Consider the following 20741-nt stretch of genomic DNA (forward strand, 5'->3'; position numbering starts at 1 on the left):
TTATTTTTAGACAGATAATAGATTCAAAAAATTAATGAATAAATAAAAAACCCCAATTAATGGGGTTTTTTATTGTATATTAACTTACCTAATTACACCAACGATTTTATTATAATATTGGTGATTATGCTTTTTATTACTTAATCAAGTGTCCTCGAGCCTTTTTTTGTTTGCGACTTTTGATTAGTACAATTAGATTTTTATGTGGTGTTTTCATGTGTTATTTCCTTTTAGTTGTAATTGTATGATTCACAAGATGTTTTATTAGATATAATTTTTAAGATATAAATTAACTATATAAATGAAATTTACATCATTTATATAGTTTTTAATCAAGCTAGAACCATTGGCCGAAACGTTTGATATAGATACGTTTCATTAATTGAGCAACACAGCAATAGCTGAATAATGTTGCTAATAGCCATGGGAAATATGACCAAGGTAATGGTTGCAATCCAATTAATCCACCTAAAGGTGAAAACGGAATATAAATACCCACAGCCATAATTAACAGTGTCATTACAATAACTGGGAATGCAGCTGTACTTTGCACAAATGGAATTTTTTGTGTTCTAAGCATGTGCACAACCAGCGTTTGTGATAACAAACCTTCAATAAACCAACCAGAATGGAACAGTGATTGGGCTTCAATATTATTAGCACTAAATACAAACCACATTAGTGCATAGGTTGTGATATCAAAAATGGACGATGTTGGTCCTATCCAAATCATAAAACGCCCAATATTACGAGCATCCCATTTACGTGGTTTTTGTAAAAACTCGTCATCCATCTTATCCCATGGTAATGAGAGTTGTGAAATATCATACAGCAAGTTTTGAATAAGTAAATGTATCGCTAGCATCGGTAAAAACGGTAAAAACGCACTAGCAACTAATACTGAAAATATATTACCAAAGTTAGAACTAGCCGTCATGTTCAGATATTTCATGATATTACCGAAAGTTTCACGACCACAAATAACGCCTTCTTCTAATACCATCAAGCTTTTTTCTAATAAAATGATATCTGCAGATTCTTTAGCGATATCCGTGGCGGTATCAACAGAGATCCCCACATCAGCATCACGTAAAGCCGGTGCATCATTAATACCATCGCCAAGAAAACCAACAGTATGACCATTATCTTGCAATAAACGAATTATGCGTGATTTTTGCAATGGAGTTAATTTTGCAAAAATAGTACGTTGTTCAATTTGCACTTTTAGCTGTTCATCGTCCATTGTTTCAATTTCAGTACCCAGTAAAGGAATACCAGGTTCTAAACCTACTTCGCGGCATACTTTAATGGTGATTATTTCATTATCACCTGTTAACACTTTAACCCCAACCCCATGTTCGTTTAACGCGGAAATAGCTTCATAAGCGCTCTCTTTTGGCGGATCTAAAAAAGTTAAAAAACCACGAATCGCTAAAGCTTTTTCATCTTGAACATTATATTGAGTTTTAGTTTGGTTAAAGGGTATCTCTTTTATACCAACCGCTAATACTCTAAAACCATCTCTATTATAGTTATGAGCCAATTCAATCAATGCTTGTTTACGGTTTTCATCTAATGGTAAATATTCTCCGTTTTCATAAACAAAATCCGAAATTGATAGCATTTCTTCAACGGCACCTTTACAGATCATCAAATGATTATCATCATTACCTTGAACAACAACAGATAAACGACGACGAACAAAATCAAATGGTAATTCATCAATTTTTTTATAAAAACCAATACCTACTTTTTTGACACTGGTTTTTTCTTCGGCAAAACGGATGATAGCTTTATCCATCAAGTTTTTCATTCCACTTTGATAATAACTATTGAGCCAAGCTAGTTGTAGAACAGATGGATCAATTTGCCCGTTTATATCTAAATGATGTTCTAAAATGATTTTATCTTGAGTCAATGTGCCAGTTTTATCAGTACATAAAATGTCCATCGCACCAAAATTTTGAATAGCGTTTAAACGTTTCACAACAACTTTACGTTTTGCCATCCCAACGGCACCTTTGGCAAGGTTTGCACTAACGATCATTGGCAACATTTCAGGCGTTAAACCAACCGCAACAGCTAAAGCAAATAACGTTGCTTCCCCCCAATCCCCTTTTGTAAATCCATTTATTAATAGAACAATAGGAACCATCACTAACATAAAGCGAATCAATAACCAACTTACACTATTTACGCCGCGATCGAATGAGGTTTCGGCTCTTGATCCAACTATTGATTTAGCTAATGAACCAAAATGTGTATCAGCACCGGTTGCAACCACTATAGCTGTTGCCGTTCCGCTCACTACATTTGTACCCATAAAACAAATATTATTAACATCAAGCACATTATCTTTATCAAGATCAGAAGCTTCAACATTATCGCTGGTTTTTTGAGTTACCGCGCCTAATGTGTCGTATTTTTCAACAGGAATGGATTCGCCTGTTAATACAGCTTGGCTAACAAATAAATCACGTGATTCAATCAAACGAATATCGGCGGGGATCATATCGCCTGCTGATAAATAAACAATATCGCCTGGAACAATTTCACTTAATGGAATTTCAATGCGTTCGGGGCTCATATCTTTATGTGCTCGGCGCAATACCGTTGCGGTGGTTCGGATCATGGATTTTAAAGCTTCGGCAGCCTTGTTTGATCTAAATTCCTGCCAAAAACGTAATATTCCACTTAGTGTTACCATAGTTAAAATAATGATAACGCCAGTCAGATCGGTTTCTTCACCACTTTGTAGTGGTAACCAGTAATCAGTGACAAAACTAACTATTGCTAATATCAATAGCACAAATATAAACGGATTGTTAAAAGCTAATAGTAATTGAGCAAAAGCAGAAGGTACTTTTTCACGAGCGACTTCATTTTTTCCATACTGTTCCAATCGAGATTTAGCATTTTCTTGAGTTAATCCAGATAGGCTTGATTGGAAATTAGATAAAATATTATCAAGACTGTTCTGAGCTTCTTCAAGAGCCTTTATGTTTGAAGTATTTTCTGTCTTTACTTTAGATGTTTTTTTGATCATAGTTTGTACCTATCCATACTTTTTAGACAAAAGAAACCTACACTTTGTTAAATCATAACTAAGCATTTAAGTCCTAATTGCTAAAATCTAAACGCAAAGCAATAACTAGCCATTTAAGCTGATGCTTAGCATAAAATAAAAATTTAGAAAAAAATAAAATGAGTTAAGAGTTAGATACAACTTGGTGGTTCTAGGTGCTTATCTGTAAGATATAACACTCTTAGAAGCACTTTTAGGGCGCAATGATGTTTTGAATTTGAGTGATAGCATTTAAAAAACTGCATATCGTTCACCGTTACCGTTTTTATCAATTTCGGCTCGTGAACTGAAAAAATAACTATTTAGACAGGTTCATTAACCGATAATGATGCGTTTGAATTTATCTCCCCACTGTTTGGGGTGACCCGATTGAGTGTCCATATTTCTCCTGTAAATTGAACTCTAACCTTTGGATTTCAACTTTTCTTTACCCTCATTTTTAAACCATTTTTATAGTTAAAAAAGAAAGAAAAGCTCCAAGGTGGGCAAGTTATACGCTTTTCACAAAAAGAAGTCAACCTGTAAACAGAAAAATATGTCGAGTTCGCTTAAAAACAACACTTAAAAATGCATAAAGTTGCAATTCAGCATAGAATTAATACTTCTTATGTCCGAGATCAGCTATTATTAAAATATGATTAATTAACCTAGATGATTAAGATGGAAATATCACAACCTACTCCATAATAACTGCTCCAATCGATAATCATCTTCACACTTGGTTATTTTGTTTATAAAAAGCAAAGTTCCAGTAAACACTTATAAATTTCGTTAAATATGCCGAGATTTTATAAAGAATGGCACTACCAAATTACAATGTGATTATGAATACAATATCAAAGAAATCACGTTAGAATAAGATCTGTTTTTATAAATTTGGTGACATAGAAAAAGAAAATATTTTTTATTCCATCAGTGAGTGTTAAGCTGAATAATATTATTGTTCTGACATAACAAAATTTATTAACCCAATATTTTACTATTTAACAAAATCGCTTAATATCAGTTAAACTCAACTCAATTAAACAAGTTGGGCTTAGGATAGGATATTAACATTTGCACTTATTGGGTTAATGATTGATTTTTAACTCATCTTGTATTGTCAATGTCGTCATTTCGATTCTAACTCTTTTTTGATTTTGCTCACTACATATCGTTTTGCACTCGATCCAGTCAATTGATTGAAAACCTATTTAGTCGTTTTAAAAAACCAATCTTTGTTACAAAGAGCGAAAAACCACTATTTAAAATTATAACGACACGCAAACAATCATACATTATGATTAACCGATTGAATAACAATAAACCAATAAACATTTACATTAATACGTTTTATGCTGTTTTTTTAAATATGGGGTTTATGCACAAATCTTCAATCGTGTATTTTTCATTTGATCAATTAAATCTGATAATGATAAACTCAGTTCTTGCATAAATTGCTGATACGAAAATGATTTTTTACTGATTTCCTCTAATTGTAATTCCCAATGTGCTGTCATGTCGGGCATAGACATAATATCAGGCAGTGATAAAATCAAATTTTTACCAACTTCAGTAGAATAAATTGATTTGCCTTTTCGAATTAGAAATTGCCTTTTAAATAGCAGCTCAATAATACTGGCACGCGTTGCTTCAGTGCCTAGACCATCTGTTTCACGTAGAATCTTTTTAATTTCAGGATCTTTTACGAAGCGAGCTATGCCTGTCATTGCTGCTAATAATGTAGCATCCGTAAATGGTCTTGGTGGTTGAGTTTCTTTACTAAGCAATTCGGTATCGATACATTGGACATGTTCGCCTTTTTGGATGAGATTAATTAAGAAATCCTTGCCAACATTATCCTCCGTATTGCTATCAAGTTGAGCGTTTTTGCTTCTAAATAAAGCCTTCCAACCTTCATCAATCATTTGATTATTTTTTGATATAAATTTCCCTCCTTGAATCTCGACATCAATTTGTAATTCAGCATATTGATAGGCGGGATAAAACTGAGCTAAATATTGAGTTGCAACAACTTGATAAACAACTTGCTCATTATTGGATAAACTGCCCATGTTGACTTTACGTAAGGTAGGAATAATGGCATGATGCGCTTCAACTTTTTTATCATTCCATACTTTAGAACGCAATGAAAAATTAGCATTGTCAATTGCTGTTTGCAGATCGGGACAATTGTTTTCAATGGCTGATTTAACTCCATGAATTTGCTTTAAATGATCTTCAGGCAAAAAACGACAATCCGAACGGGGATAAGTGATTAATTTATGCTTTTCGTATAATGATTGACAAATATCAAGCACTTCTTGTGCACTCAAACCTGTTTTTTTCGCCATTTCAATTTGTAAAGCAGATAAATTAAACAACATTGGTGGAGCAAGTTCCTTCTTTTTATTGCTTACTTTATCAATTATTCCTGACTTATCTTTAATGCGCTGGCAAACATTCTCAGCTAATGCTTTAACCAGTACTCGACCTTCTTCATCTTGATAAGGTTCGCAAGCTTCACTTGGTTGCCACTTAGCTTTAAACGTTTCGTTATCCTTAGTTTGCAAAATAGCAATTACTTCATAGAACGGTTTAGGCACAAACTGGGCTATCTCTAAATCGCGTCTCACCACTAATCCTAAAATAGGCGTTTGCACACGACCAATTGATAATACGCCACGATAGCCATTTTTTTGTCCTACCAAGGTACAAACTCGGCTCATATTCATACCATAAAGCCAGTCAGCCCGAGCTCTGGCTAATGCAGAAGTCGATAAAGGTACAAAATCTTGGTTACTACGTAGCTGTTCAAGAGATTTTTCAACTGCACTAGCATTCAAATCACTAATTAAGCAGCGCTTAATAGTTTTGCGTTTTTCTGGGGATAGCTGACAATAGTTTAATACTTCGTCCACCAACAGTTGCCCTTCTCTATCGGGATCACCTGCATGCACAATTTGCTTAGCAGATTTAATTAAATCGACTAAAATATTAAATTGCTTTTCGGTACTTCTTTTTGGAATTAATATCCATTTCTCAGGCATAATAGGTAAATCATCTAAAGACCATTTTTTAAAACGTTCATCATAGATCTCTGGTGTTGCTTGTTCCAATAGATGCCCAATACACCAACTAACCACGTCTCCATTGCTGGCTCGAATAAAACCATTACCTTTTTGATGAGGTTTAGGCAATACATCAGCGATAGCCCTAGCTAAGCTCGGTTTTTCAGCAATAAATAAACGAAAATATTGATTAGATTGCATAATAAGTATTAATCATAAATTTCAAACGACATAATCGCTTTAGGGTTCATTTAAGATAGAGCCTAATTTGGTAGCGATTTTCATAGAGGACTGATTATGCGCATCAAAATTGACCGATATATTACGATCCAAATAGGCTAAAATTAACTTTGTAGAAAAAAACAATGCAAATCCTTTTTGTCTTTCATGAATTACAGTATCAACTTCAATTTCAGTACACTCATTATACGTTAAATAAGATGATGCAACAAAACAATAACATTATCTTTTAAATTAATAAATCCTAATCCTGATTTTTCTAACTCTTAATATAAATGATAGTTTTTATAAAATCTTTAGCTCATTTGAGATTGATAATTTGCTGATAATTTTTTCATCAATGGCTTTTAATAAGTTGTTTCAGGTTATTTTAAGATAATTAATTGTAGTTTATGGATATTATAAATTGTAGCCAGATAGAAACTAAAATATATCATTTTCTCATCATTATTGCGAAGGTCATTTCCAATCAAATTTTGCAGGTTTTATCACAGGGAATCAGGATTGCATAATTATCACTGTATCCTTTTGGAATATGGTGAGGCATATCCTGATTTGGTTGACCTGCAAAAAAGAAACCACCAATATTAATTACAACTGAACTTAGTTGCAATAGATTAGCTTTACAAGCAGATCGAATATTTCCTTCCCAATAAACATGAATTAATGTTTGAGGTGTAATCTCAAAAAATGATTTAAGGCCGTTTAGATTCATAACCTCATTAAGGTGAATCATAGCTTATCGGTAATTAAAAAATCCATCAGCTACCACCATTTTTTGAGTTTGAGCCATAATACTGAAGCAATACTAATAACAATAAGCAGTAAAATTAAACCGATAAAAGACCATTCTTTTTCATTGAAAGGGATGCCCGCCAAATTAACCCCAAGTAAGCTGGTTATAAAAGTAATTGGTGTAAATATGATGGTGAACAGCGACATTAAATAGATACGTTTATTCGTCGATTCAGCCAAAATGCTGTTAATTTGCTCCATCACTGAACCAATTCTAATTAGGCAGCTGTCAATCTCAGAAACATAATGATTTTGTTGATTTGAAATATCATGCAATCGTTGGCGATCATTATCATCAATCCAAGATATTCGTTCTGTTGAAATTTTTACAAAAATATCTCGTTGTGGTGAAAGTAAACGACGTAATATGAAAAGTTGTTTACGAACTCTTCCTATTTCTTTATGAGAAAAAACTCGCTGATTTAAAAGTAGATCTTCTAATTTGATAATTTTATTATGAACTCCATCGAATGATAAATTAGCTTGTTCACAGATTAATTCAGATAGTTGAATCAACCAATCGGCAACATCTACAGGACCAATTCCTTTCTCTAAATTTTCCTTTAATTTAATAATAGCGTCTATTTTTTGGTGTCGGGTTGAGATAACTAAATTATCCGTAATATAAAATCGAAAAGTGACGATGGGATCGGGAAGTTCGTTGGGTGTGAAATTAACGCCTTTCAGTACGACTAAAATCCCAGAATCGCAGCGAATTTCTTTTGGAAATTGATTTGGCTTTATCAACTCATTTTTGACAAGATCAGGAATGAGTTTTGTTTGATTGATCCAATTGATTGTTTTGCTGTTAGCAAAATCAAGATGTATCCAATAAGGTTGGGTCTTTGAAGCTTGAGTTTTATCACTCAAAGCATTAGCCTTGCCTTTTCCATCCAATTGGCAACTAAAAACAGGTTGTGCTGCAAGGAGATCGGAAACCAGAATAGAACAATCACTATTTTCGTTAATCATTACTAGCCCCATTTATTAAGTTTCCTTAATTATATACTGATTTTGATTCAAAATGCAGCGAATGATTGAGTATCGAGATTAAATGGTTAAAGGTTTAAATATATTTGAGGTACCGACGAATGATTAGGATGATTAAAAATTCCTAATTCAACACCATACCATTGATGAATTTTTTTAACCGTTAACACCTCCGCGGGCGCCCCTTGCTCAACAATTTTTCCTTGATGAATTAATATAATTTTATCCGCATATAATGCGGCGAGATTAAGATCATGCAAAATACAACAAACTGCTAATTTTTGTTTGCAAACTAATTGTTTCAATAATCTTAACGTATGTTGTTGATGATATAAATCAAGAGCAGATGTCGGTTCATCCAAAAATAGTAATTTTTCTGTAGGTTCAGGTTGCCATAACTGCGCTAATACACGCGCCAATTGTACTCGTTGCTGTTCCCCCCCTGACAAACTACGATAGTCACGATCAGCCAGTTTTAAACAATCTGTTTGTTGCATACATTCTTGTATTGCTTCCTCAAAATTAGCCTTACCATGAGGAGTGCGTCCCATTGCCACTACTTCTTTCACCTTAAATGGAAAAGTTAATTGGCTTTGTTGCAACATAACAGTTCTAATTTTAGATAATTGTGTTTCAGACCATTGTGATAATGGTTTATTGAATAAGTAACACTCACCTGAAACTGGCTTTTGATAACCTGTTAACAATCGTAATAGTGTTGATTTACCGGCACCATTAGGACCGATGATAATGACCATTTCACTGGATTTTATATTTAAAGACACATTATTAATTAAAGTGCGATTAGCATAACCAAAAGTCAAATTTTCAGCAGTTAACATCATTAAATACCATCTATTATTTATGTCTTAAAATTAGCCAAATAAAATAAGGGCCACCAATTAGACTCGTGAAAAGTCCGACTGGAATTTCGGTAGGCGCAATTAAAGTACGCGCAAGGGTATCTGCTAGTAGTAATAAACAAGCACCACCCAGTGCTGATCCCGGCAATAACCAGCGATGATTGGCACCGACTCGTAATCGAATCATATGTGGTACAACTAGACCGACAAACGCAATCATGCCACTAACTGCGACGGATGTACCTATCAGTACAGCAGAAAGTAATAATAAATACTGCTTAATTCTTCGCACTTTAATACCTAGATAATGAGCATCTTCGTCACCTAGTTGGAGAATATTTAGTTGATGAGAAAGCTTCAATAAACAAAGTAAAGCAGGAACGATAAGTGATAAGGCAACCAAAACTAACTCCCAAGATCCCTTACCTAAATGCCCCATGGACCATAAAGAGAGTTGTCGCAATTGCGCTTCATCACTAATATAACTCAAACAACCCATAATCGCACCAATGACAGCATTTATTGCAACACCTAGTAATACCATTTTAGCCAAATTACATTGCGAATTTATGCTATAAAGATAAATTAACAAACAGATAAAAAAGCTACCAACAAATGCTGCTACCATTTTGCCATACATGATCATAATCGGTGGAAAAACAGCAGGAAACAAAATGGAGAAACCAACCATTAAAGCCGCACCACTACTAATGCCAAGTAAGCCTGGATCAGCTAAAGGATTACGAAATAATCCTTGCATCACTGCGCCAGAGGCCGCTAATGCCATTCCTACAATAATAGCTAACATTATTCGTGGCATACGTATATTTAACCAAATATTCCATAACGGATCATCCACCGACATATCCACTAATTCATCAAGGGTTAGTTTTAACGCGCCAGAATTTGCAGAAAATAGAATTAGCGCCAATAGAATGGCAAATAATCCCCACAACAAAGAACGATGACTATACTTGCGCACCCATTATCCTCTTATCTGTTCTAATGTATTCTCCTAATGGAGTCAATTAATAGGTTATGTTCAAGCTAGGATCAACTACACTGTAAGCTCGATTGTCAATCTGTTGATTGACAATTTTGTCAATAACCATTTTCGCTAAATCTGTACGATAAATAAAACCATGTACTTCTTGCTGATAATAACACTCAGCTTTTAGCGTCATTTCACCATTACGTAATCCGCCTGGTCTTAAAATCAAAAAGTTTAACTGGCTAGTTTGCAACCAAACCTCTGCTAATGATTTTTCACGTACTGCATTACCAAAGGCTTGTTTAGCACGTTCTGACAACGTAGACCATGAATCACCACACCCTAATGAAGTGACTAGAACCATCTGTTTAATAGAAGATTGTTCAGCACAGTCGATAATCACTCGTTGAGCTAAATAATTACCCGTTTCACCGCCCAAAGTTGATATAATTGTGGCTTCACTACCAGCTAATTTGCATAGATTTTTAACCAATGTATAATCGGTTGCATCTCCAACATGAGCCTCAAAACCTTGCTTAGTCAATTGGTTAGCAAAATCAGCATCACGAACTAATACAATGCAACGCCAATTCGCGTGATATTGCTTAACTAAATGAGCAATTTGAAAACCTGTACCTTGTTTAGGGCTTACACCAAAAATTAATAATGTCTGCATTTTGTGAGTAACTTATAGTTAATTAATTTTTTTTGCTAAAGTACGGAATTTGTCTAATTGATCGGTTTTTAATTGATGCTTTTCGTCACGACCAACAAAAATTTTAAACATTGCTTGTCCTGTATGATTTAAGAATATTATTGAAGCTGTGGACATCTTCATAAATTTACGTTCAATAAAAGCAATATATTGACAATGTTCAGCTTTGATATGACCACTTAATCCTTTTTGATGACGAAGGTTAAAGTATTTTTGGCTATGAGTTCCTGATGGTAATTCGCCAGAAATTTCAGCGATTACATCTCCAGTATGAACTAAAAATAGCACATCTCCCCATGTTGAAACTTCTTCCCAAATGGTATCAAAATTACTTCCATCAACAATTTTCGCTTCAGGTAAAGCTTGAATAACTTGTGTTAATGTAACATGATAATCTTGAGCAATTTTTTCTAATAGCTCCTCTGGATCAGTTTTCATATAAGCGGTTAAATTATCTAAAAGGCTTAGTTTATCTGTCATAATAGTATCCTATAATTATGAAATTTGATGTGAATGTTTCGTTCTTTCAGTATTTGATCTAGCCATTGCTGGATGACTATTCATAGCTTGTCTCGCTTGAGCCATTTGTTTCTGTATTTCAATATATTCGGGATTATTAAGCTGTAGCAATAACTGTTGCAGTGCTTGAACTATATTGCTTGACCAAAAACGTCCAGATAAAGTTAGTTGCATACAATAATCTTCGCTTTCCAAGAGCCCAACTTGTTGCCATTGCTTAATTAGCGGTTTCAAGAGATCATATTGCTCAGTGAGTTGAGTTAAATCAATGCGCCCTTTTTCAATCCCTGCTTGTAATCGATAAAGCCATTCGCCTATCACTGGTTTACCAGTGAGCATCATAATTGGTTTTTTACCCTCATCAAGTTGAGCATAATATTGATTTAAATCACGATGAATCATAAATGACTGACCGCCTAATCGCCCACCAGCACAAGACCCAAATGCAAAAAAATGAGAACCTTGCTTAATTAAAAAGTTATACAAATTTCGTTCACGACTATTTTTAGCCCAGTGTGCATTGGTCAAATGTACCCAACCTTGTTTAGCTAAAAATTCTGCACCTTGATGATAAAAATTACATTTATCGGTAATTGACGGGATTTTAATACGCTTATTTTCAACACCTTTAGCCAAGGGGGTAGTTGGTAGAAGATTAAGTGAATACAAATCTACACCATCTAATGACAATTCATTGACAATTTCTAAATCACGTTGCCAAGTCTCAGTAGTTTGATTTGGTAAACCGAACATTAAATCACAAACTAAAGCCACACTATCACGAGCAGCAATACGTTCAAAGCTTCTAATAATTTGTTGCTCATTGGATTCACGACCTAACCGTTGTCGAATATCAGTATTAAAGGTTTGGATACCGATTGAAAATCGATTCGCTCCCGCTTCAATATAACTATCAACACGTTCATCATCAAAGTCAGAAATACGGCCTTCAACCGTAATTTCACAATCAGGTGCTAAAGGTGCATGTTGTTTTATATAGCGAATAACGCGCCCTATTTGTCCCGCTGCCAAAGCTGAGGGCGTTCCTCCTCCAATATAAATAGCATGAATAGGTGCAGATTGCATTGCGGTTTTACTGATTTCTAGCGATATTTCTTTAATTAAATAATTAATATAAGTTTCAGTATTAAATTTTCTTAATGGATTTTGGTAAAAACCACAAAATTGGCAATGGATATCACAAAAAGGAATATGAATATAAATTAACCTTTTTTTTCCCTTTAGAGGGGTTGATTGAATCGCGTTCCACTGAGAGTCAACTTCATGAGGTGATAATGGAATACTTGCTTGCAAAGGCATAACAGCCCAGCGGTCTTTAAAAGGCAAAGTAGCGTTTTGAGCAAAAAAAGTGCTGACATCTAATGATTTCATAACAACCGTTCTTAAATAAATAAACCGTAAAATTAAATAATAATTATTTTCATTTAGCAATATCTTTTATTAACCATTTTTATAATTCTTTGATATTTATATTATTATTTTTTTACAAAAAAATGCTTTTTAATTTATTTTCTTTGTAATTCGTTTACTTTTTAATCTTCTTACTAAATCCTCACCATTCGTATTAACCAATTATTTATATTGATATTGTTAAAAAAACATCACTAAGCAAAAACATTTTTCTTAAAAAATTTAGGAATAAAAAACAATTTTGTTGATAATAGTTATCATTTTCACTATATTAACGCAGCTATTAAAGTCTACACACAGGAAGTAAATAATGAAGAATTTTGTAACAAAATTAAGTCTATTTTTGTTAATTTTTACCTTTAATGGGATCATAAATACATGCTCAGCTCAGAATAGAATTGTTATTGCAGGTGGATCTTTGACCGAAATTGTTTTTGCGCTTGGTGAAGGTGATCAAGTGATCGGCGTCGATAAATCGAGCACTTATCCACAAACCGTCACCCAACTACCCCAAATTGGCTATTGGAAATTATTAAATATCGAAGGCATTTTATCTTTAAAACCAACGTTATTTATCACTTTAAGTGACGCAGAGCCCAACAATGTCATTAATCAAGTCGCTCAAGCCAAAGTTGATGTTTTATCCTTACAACGTGTTCCTGGAACCCTTGAAGTACTGTATGAAAATATTGAAAAAATAGCCACCAAATTACATAAAACCGATCAAGGACAAAAGCTCATAGAACATATTAAAAGCAATCTTTCACAAATCCAACATAAGATCGCTATGCACCCCAATAAAACCAAAGTACTTTTTTTAATGAGCATGGGAGGAACCAATTCAGTAGCGGGTAAAAACACCACAGCTGATGCTTTAATCACTATTGCTGGCGGTGAAAATCTCGCTAAACACAACAGTTATAAAAGCTACACAGCGGAATCAATCATTGCAATGAATCCTGATGTTATCATTTTAAATAACCACTCAATATTGCAACTTGGCGGGATGGATAAAATTGACACTATTCCTGGGATTACTGAAACATCAGCATTCAAAAATCATCGAATCGTTACTATCGATGATGGATACCTATTCGGTATTGGGCCTCGAGTCGATGAGGTTGCAAAAATTCTTTATGACAGCTTTTATTCTCAATAAAGATTTAGAAAAAATCGAAATAAAAAATTGTTTAGCAACTTGATTGAATTAAAAAATAATTCACTGAATTGTTATTTAATCTAATTGATTTTATTTAGTTTATTATATTTAAAAGGATTAAAATGATTAATTGTACTAAATTAAAGGTGACCAGCACTTTAGCTCTAGGTTTGACGATTACCATGCCGGTAATGGCTACGGATAGAAATGATGATGAAAGTTACGATGTCATGACAGTCACCGCACACGAAACGACCCAAAAACCAGGTACAATTACTGAAATATCAGAACAAGATATCCGCCGTGACGGTGGTACTAATTTTGGTACTATCATGCGTTACCAACCTCTCATTTCAGCACCAGGTAATATCTCCGGTTCTGGCAGTGGTAAAAGTAGTTGGGACCGAGGGGGCTTTACTGGCTATAATATTCGTGGTTTAGATGCTAACCGTGTATCAATCGACATTGACGGTATGCCATTACCTATCGCTCAAGGTCGAGTTAATTCTGTAGGTCGAGCAGGATTCGGCTCTTATGGTATTGGACGTGATTACATTGATACCTACATGTACAACAAAATTGATATTCAATCTGGCGCCACATCGGTAAGTAATGCCAATAATGCCTTGGGTGGTTCAGTATCTTTCCAAACTAAAACGGCTAGCTATTATTTATATCCAGGTAAAACCCGTTATTTTGGATTCCAGAATAATTATGACAGTGCAGATAGAAGCTATCATCAAGGACTTACGATGGCTGGTGGTGATGATCACCTTAATGGCATTATTGTAGTAAGTCGTCGAGATGGCCAACAAACAAGAAACTATGGTGATTCAATAAGTAGTTATCCCGAAAATTGGCACTCTAACTCAATTTTAGCAGGCTTAGGCTGGCAAATGACGGAAGAACATTTACTTAATACGACGATCGATTACAATAATAAAACCAAAAACTCACATTATGATACTTGGGACAAAGACGGTAAAAAAATAGAATCGTTCGACCATCAACGCAGTAAAAATAACCGCTTTAATTTAGCCATTAAAGATTTATGGCAACCCACCAATATGAGTTGGATTGACTCATTAACTACGCAGTTAAATTACCAGCGTACCAATGTCTTTGATGACACACAATTACAGCACAAATCCAAAGGAAACTTTTATACTCAAACCAACTATAATACCAAAGCGTATAATTTAATCACTACTTTGATAAAAAACATTGATAATCAAAAAATAAGTGCTGGTCTGAATGCAAAATGGAGTGAAGATGAATCCCCCTTCTTTTCATCCGCTAAATCACAATATGGAGAGATTTTTCCTGACGGTGATTATACTAAACCACAAGCAGACAGTAGAAGTTATCAGCTTGGTGGATTTTTTGAAGATCGCATCAGCTTTAGTACCGACAATGGTAATAACTTTTATTTAGTACCAGGAGTTAGAGCAATCTATCAAAATACTAAGCCACGCAATCTTGAAAACATGTCCGTATCAAATATTGATTCCCATCAATTAGGTAAACAGTATAGTAGTAACAGTGATTTCAAAGTTTTACCATCAATGGCATTTATGTATGATATCAATCCAAATTTTACTGCTTATCTACAATATAAACGTAGCGCGCAAATGCCAAATCAAAATCAATTATATGGTACTTATTTAGCACATAGCACTATGTATGTACTCGTTGGCAACTCCAATTTGAAAACGGAAACGGGTGATAATTTTGAACTAGGTTTAAAAGGTCAACCAATATCAGGAATTACGTTATCGTCTTCTGCTTTTTATAACAAGTACAAAAACTTTATTGCTTTCACTCGTTATAGGAAAGATTTTGTTGGCATAGGTAATCGTATCGTTTATCAATCAGAAAACCGTGACAAAGCCTATACTTATGGTGCTGAATTAAGCAGTGAATTTAATATTGGTACTTGGATAGAATCACTAAATGGCTTAAGCACACGATTCGCTATTGGTTATAACCAAGGGAAATCAAAATCAAGTTACTTGGGCGATAAATACATTGAAATGGATACGATTGCTCCATTAAAAAGTACTATTGGTTTATCTTGGGATGATCCAAACAAGTTCTATGGTGTTTCATTAATAGCAACATTCCAAAAAGGTAAAAAAGCGGATGCAACTTCTCGAGAATCATATAATAACGAAGGTCAGCCAATCAAAGATTCATCAGTAGATTATTTTCGAATCGCAGGTCATGGTATTGTTGATTTAACAGGTTATATTAATATTACCGATAATATTAAATTGAGTGGAGGTATCTACAACCTCACGGATCAAAAATACTGGGATTACTTGAGCAATAATAAATTATACAGTACATCAGATCATAAATATCTAAACCTGTTTACCGCACCAGGTAGAACATTCCAGTTAGGTTTAAATATTGATTTCTAAATAAATATCTTAATGTATATTTATGATTATTTTTCACCCGCTTATGCGGGTTTTTTTTTGATAAAAATATCACATGTAATATTTACATGTGATATTTTTGTGTTAATATTGTTTACATAAATTTAACAAATACCGAACAAACTTGATGAAAAAAACTAAAGAGACTAAAAATTCAGCTTTTTATCAGCAACAATATCGACAACGGTTACGTGAACAAGGTTTGATCAAAAAAGAAGTTTGGATTTTACCTGAGAATACAACGAAATTGATAGAAATTGAAAAACAATTTCGTCACTCATTAGTCAAAAACAATAATATTAATAATAATAAGGAAGTGAACAAAATGGAAAGAAATCAAATTTGGTCAATTGAAGAGCTCTTTAACAAATTAATGCAATCAGAATTAGTTAAACAAAATCATGCAAGTGTTGAAATTATTGATGGTATAGATGCTTGCTTACATATTATCATGCATGAATACGGTGATTTGCCTCTATTTTTAAGCATATCAAATCAACAAATTGTTGTTGAATGTTTACTTTGGCCAATCAATATGGTCAAAAATAAAATTCAATTTAATGAGGAAATTTTATGTACTCGCAAACTATTTCCGTTATCAACTATAGCAATTGAAAAAGCTGGAGACGGTTCAGTCAACTACATTATGTATGGTGCGTTAAGTTCATCTTCACTCTTAAGTAACATCATTTATGAATTAGAAACTCTATCTGACAATGTTATTAAAGCGACAGAAGCTTATGAACATCACATCACTCTTAACTAATAAATCGATATAAATAATAAGGAGATTAAAATATGGCTATCTTCAAAAAACTAGTTACAGCTCTTCGGGGTGGTATTAATGAAGCAGGAGAAGCAATCATTGACACTCAAGCTCTTAGAATACTCGATCAAGAAATTCGCGATGCAGACAGTGAATTAAAACAAGCTAAAGAATCACTAGCTAATATAATTGCACAACAGAAATTAGCCGCTAAAGTTATTAAAGAAACACAATCTAAAATAGATGAATATGAAAGTTATGCAATTAAAGCTCTTGAAAGTGGCAATGAAGAACTAGCAGTTGAAATAGCAGAAAAACTTGGGATTCTTGAAAATGAACTCGAAAATAATAAACAACAAGAAAATTACTATGATGAAACTGTAAAGAGTTTACGTCAATCCATTTCACAAACAGAAATTAATATTCGAAATTTAAAACAGCAAGTAGATATTGTAAAAGCAACAGAAAGCGTTCAAAAAGCGCAATCAGCAGTTGCACAGCGCTATGGTGGCTCAACTGCAAAATTACAAACTGCTTTAGATTCTTTAGATAGAATAAAAAAACGTCAAGATAAAAACAGTGCGCTTATCGAAGCTAAAAATGAATTGGCTAAATTTGATAATCAAAATGTGCTTGATAGTAAACTTGAAGCCGCAGGAATCAAATCAGGTAATAAAAATGCGGCTGCAATATTAGCAAGATTAAAAGAAAAGCATGATAATCAATCTATTTAATAAAACATACGTTCAAGTGAAAATCGTTAAAGCAATAAATTGATTAACTGATTAAGTTTAGTTAGTTCAAGAGAATGATATAAGGGAAAATAATGGAACTTTTCTGGGGAATATTTTTTTCTTTTCCAGTAATTATATTTAGTGGGTTACTAACACTTTGTGTATTATATTGGTTAGTTGCGGCGTTTGGTATTTTAAGCATTGATTGTTTAGATTTACAACTCAATGTCGATATTGATGATATACCATTAGACATTCCAAATACTCCATCCGGCTTTACGGGTCTATTGATGAAATTAGGTTTTAATAAAGTTCCAATGACACTTATTATTACTTTGATTTCATTAATAGGATGGTCGATCTGTTATTTCTTATTTCGTTTCTTTATGTTACCTCTGTGTGATTTATTGCTAATTTATTACATAGCTGGTTTTTTCATTTTCATAATTGCCTTTATTGCTGCAGTATACCTTACCGCATTTATCATAAAACCTCTTAGACCACTGTTTAGTAAATTAGAAAGCACCAATAGTCATAAATCATTTTTAGGGCAAACTGTTGAAATTCGTTCGAGTTTTGTGAATGAAAATAAAGGAGAAGCTATTTACGATGATGGTGCAGCTGGTTTAATTCTACAAGTTAGATGCACTAACTCATATCAATTCAAACGTGGGGATACAGCTGTTCTACTACGTTACGACACAACATATAACAGCTATGAAATTATAAGCGTTGAAGAATTTAATGGATAAAAGTAAATATTTTTTTGGAGAATAATAAATTATGTCAATCAATACTGATACTATCATGTTTTTTTTAGTGATTATTGGAATAGTCTCTCTAATAATTGTTGGTTTTTTCTTATTGTTTAAAGCCTTTTATATTAAGGTTCCGCAAGGTACAGCACTCATTGTTAATGACATGACGTCAAAACCTAAAGTGCATTTTACTGGTGCTTTAGTCTACCCTATCATCTACAAAAAAGAGTTCATGAAAATATCATTAATTACTTTCGATGTAGAACGACGTGGTAAAGATGGTTTAATTTGTAAAGATAATTTACGTGCAGATATTTGTGTCGCTTTTTATCTTCGAGTTAATGAAACGACAGAAGATGTTTTAAAAGTTGCTAAATCAATTGGAGTAGATAGAGCATCCGATCAAAAAGCGGTAAGTTCATTATTCAGCGCAAAATTTTCAGAAGCGTTAAAAACAGTCGGTAAACAATTTGAATTAGCTAAACTATTTGAAGATCGTATAAATTTTCGTGAACGTATTATCGATGTCATTGGTAAAGATCTTAATGGCTATGCACTAGAAGATGTGGCTATCGACTATTTAGAACAAACTCCAATTAAATCACTTGATCCTGATAATATTTTTGATGCCGAAGGTATTAACAAGATCACCTCAATCACTGCTGTTCATAAGGATGAAACCAATAAACGTGAAAGAGATCTTGAATTAGCATTAAAGAAAAAAGATACCGAAACGATTGAAGCCAAATTAGAGCTTGAACGTCAGCAAGCGGATGCCGAAGCTCGCCAAAAACGTGAAATAGAAACGATTCGAGCTCGCGAACAAGCTGAAACATTAAAAGTACAAGAAGAAGAACGCCTAAAATCGGAACAAGCAAGAATCCAATCTCAACAAGAGATTGAAGTACGTGAGGAAAATCGCTTGCGTGAAGTTGAAGTTGCTCAGCAAAATCGCCTTAGAGCTATTGCTATCGAAGAAGAACGAGTCGAACGTGCACGTTCTTTAGAAATTGTTGCTCGTGAGCGAGAAGTAGAATTACAACGCATTGAAAAAGACAAAGTGATTGAAGAAGAGAAAAAACATATTGCTAATGTGATTCGTGAACGAGTTGCTGTCGAAAAAACGGTAGCCGTTGAAGAAGAAAATATCAAAGAAGTACGAGAAATCTCTAAAGCTGATCGAGAAAAACAAGCAACCATTATTGAAGCGGAAGCTAGAGCTGAGCAAGAATTAGTTAAACAAGTTAAGCAAGCTGAAGCAGATGAACAATCATCTAAACACCGTGCAATTGAAATTAGTACACTAGCACAAGCTGAACTTGAGGTCGCGGCTAAACAAGCTGAAGCAAAAAAACAACTTGCTCAAGGTATTGAAGCAGAAGAAGCCGCTATTGGTTTAGCTGAAGCCAAAGTTCGCAAAGCCCGAGCTGAAGCAGAAGAGAAAGAAGGTTTAGTAAAAGCAAATATTACCGCTGAACTTTTACTTGCAGAAGCAAAAGGTAATCAAGAAAAAGGCTTATCAGAAGCTAAAGTTATTGAAGCAAAAGCATTAGCAACAGAAAAACAAGGTTTAACCGAAGCTAAAGTCCTTGAAGAAAAACTTTCTGCTCAAGCGCGCGGCGATGAAAGAATCGGTTTTGCCAAAGCTTCAGCAACCAAAGAACAAGGTTTCGCTGAAGCACTTGTTATTCGTGAACGCTTAACAGCTGAAGCTAATGGTTTGGTTGAGAAATTTCAAGCAATGGGTACGATGAATGAACAATCTAAAAATCATGAAGAGTTCCGCTTGGCACTTGAAAAAGGTTTTGAACAAGCTATGGCTGCCATTGCTGCTAACAAAGAAATTGCCAGAGAACAAGCTGAGGTTCTTGCTGCTGCATTCAGCAAAGCAAACATTGAAATTGTTGGAGGAAATGATAACTTCTTCAATAGCTTCTCGAAAGCTATCAGTGTCGGTAAAGCCATTGAAGGAACGGTAAATCAAAGCCCTGTACTACAATCTGCTTTACAATCAGTACTATCACGTCTATCCGGTAATAAAAATATGGATTTAAACGAAACATTAAAAAACACTGATTTAAAAGCACTAGCGGAACAATTTTTACCATCAAATAGTGATGAAAAAAGCGAATAAGAAATGATGATTTGAAACATTAGACATTACTTAATTATCGTTAAATAATTATTCAGTTAACATTATCACT

At 33.9% G+C, this 20741-nt stretch carries 16 protein-coding genes; 6 read left to right on the forward strand and 10 right to left on the reverse strand.

Annotation, left to right across the window (positions count from 1 at the left end; all coding sequences use genetic code 11):
* Positions 1–337: 337 nt before the first annotated feature.
* The 10 genes from mgtA to hutW all read right to left on the reverse strand — a co-directional run bounded on the left by mgtA (position 338) and on the right by hutW (position 12640).
* Positions 338–3046 carry a magnesium-translocating P-type ATPase gene (gene mgtA, locus J4T76_RS00125; RefSeq protein ID WP_267340980.1) on the reverse strand — a complete coding sequence of 903 codons (2709 nt, stop codon included), beginning with the start codon at positions 3044–3046 and terminating at the stop codon, positions 338–340.
* A gap of 1397 nt (positions 3047–4443) precedes the next feature.
* On the reverse strand, positions 4444–6336 hold the full coding sequence (locus tag J4T76_RS00130) for a DNA topoisomerase III (protein ID WP_267354872.1): 1893 nt from the start codon (positions 6334–6336) through the stop codon (positions 4444–4446).
* Positions 6337–6375: 39 nt separating this feature from the next.
* Positions 6376–6546, reverse strand: a complete 171-nt coding sequence (locus J4T76_RS11785; protein ID WP_443135246.1) for a GNAT family N-acetyltransferase — start codon at positions 6544–6546, stop codon at positions 6376–6378.
* Between the two features lie 298 nt (positions 6547–6844).
* Positions 6845–7090 carry a hypothetical protein gene (locus tag J4T76_RS00135; protein ID WP_267340982.1) on the reverse strand — a complete coding sequence of 82 codons (246 nt, stop codon included), beginning with the start codon at positions 7088–7090 and terminating at the stop codon, positions 6845–6847.
* A 50-nt stretch (positions 7091–7140) separates the two neighbouring features.
* Positions 7141–8154, reverse strand: coding sequence for a zinc transporter ZntB (gene zntB, locus J4T76_RS00140; RefSeq protein WP_267340983.1), 1014 nt, complete (start codon positions 8152–8154; stop codon positions 7141–7143).
* 74 nt (positions 8155–8228) lie between these two features.
* The gene (locus tag J4T76_RS00145) at positions 8229–9005 is read right to left on the reverse strand and encodes a heme ABC transporter ATP-binding protein (protein ID WP_267340985.1); all 777 of its coding nucleotides are present in this window, start codon (positions 9003–9005) and stop codon (positions 8229–8231) included.
* A 13-nt stretch (positions 9006–9018) separates the two neighbouring features.
* Positions 9019–10005 (reverse strand): FecCD family ABC transporter permease, encoded by a 987-nt coding sequence (locus J4T76_RS00150; RefSeq protein WP_267340986.1) that lies wholly within the window; start codon positions 10003–10005, stop codon positions 9019–9021.
* 46 nt (positions 10006–10051) lie between these two features.
* Positions 10052–10690, reverse strand: coding sequence for an NAD(P)H-binding protein (locus tag J4T76_RS00155; protein ID WP_267340987.1), 639 nt, complete (start codon positions 10688–10690; stop codon positions 10052–10054).
* Between the two features lie 18 nt (positions 10691–10708).
* The gene (hutX, locus tag J4T76_RS00160) at positions 10709–11209 is read right to left on the reverse strand and encodes a heme utilization cystosolic carrier protein HutX (RefSeq protein WP_267346279.1); all 501 of its coding nucleotides are present in this window, start codon (positions 11207–11209) and stop codon (positions 10709–10711) included.
* Positions 11210–11224: 15 nt separating this feature from the next.
* Complete coding sequence (hutW, locus tag J4T76_RS00165; protein ID WP_267340990.1) at positions 11225–12640, reverse strand: heme anaerobic degradation radical SAM methyltransferase ChuW/HutW; 1416 nt, start codon at positions 12638–12640, stop codon at positions 11225–11227.
* Between the two features lie 349 nt (positions 12641–12989).
* Between hutW and J4T76_RS00170 the strand changes: the two genes are divergently transcribed.
* The 6 genes from J4T76_RS00170 to J4T76_RS00195 all read left to right on the forward strand — a co-directional run bounded on the left by J4T76_RS00170 (position 12990) and on the right by J4T76_RS00195 (position 20671).
* The gene (locus J4T76_RS00170; protein WP_267340991.1) at positions 12990–13838 is read left to right on the forward strand and encodes a heme/hemin ABC transporter substrate-binding protein; all 849 of its coding nucleotides are present in this window, start codon (positions 12990–12992) and stop codon (positions 13836–13838) included.
* A 122-nt stretch (positions 13839–13960) separates the two neighbouring features.
* Positions 13961–16261 carry a TonB-dependent receptor domain-containing protein gene (locus J4T76_RS00175; protein ID WP_267346276.1) on the forward strand — a complete coding sequence of 767 codons (2301 nt, stop codon included), beginning with the start codon at positions 13961–13963 and terminating at the stop codon, positions 16259–16261.
* A gap of 145 nt (positions 16262–16406) precedes the next feature.
* The gene (locus J4T76_RS00180) at positions 16407–17045 is read left to right on the forward strand and encodes a YjfI family protein (protein ID WP_267354879.1); all 639 of its coding nucleotides are present in this window, start codon (positions 16407–16409) and stop codon (positions 17043–17045) included.
* Positions 17046–17077: 32 nt separating this feature from the next.
* The gene (locus J4T76_RS00185; protein ID WP_267340995.1) at positions 17078–17779 is read left to right on the forward strand and encodes a PspA/IM30 family protein; all 702 of its coding nucleotides are present in this window, start codon (positions 17078–17080) and stop codon (positions 17777–17779) included.
* 92 nt (positions 17780–17871) lie between these two features.
* Positions 17872–18531, forward strand: a complete 660-nt coding sequence (locus J4T76_RS00190; RefSeq protein ID WP_267355784.1) for an OB-fold-containig protein — start codon at positions 17872–17874, stop codon at positions 18529–18531.
* A 31-nt stretch (positions 18532–18562) separates the two neighbouring features.
* Complete coding sequence (locus tag J4T76_RS00195) at positions 18563–20671, forward strand: flotillin family protein (RefSeq protein WP_267340997.1); 2109 nt, start codon at positions 18563–18565, stop codon at positions 20669–20671.
* Positions 20672–20741: the final 70 nt, after the last annotated feature.

This window comes from Gilliamella sp. B3022 (assembly GCF_028751545.1).
In the GTDB taxonomy this organism is placed as follows: Bacteria; Pseudomonadota; Gammaproteobacteria; order Enterobacterales; family Orbaceae; genus Gilliamella.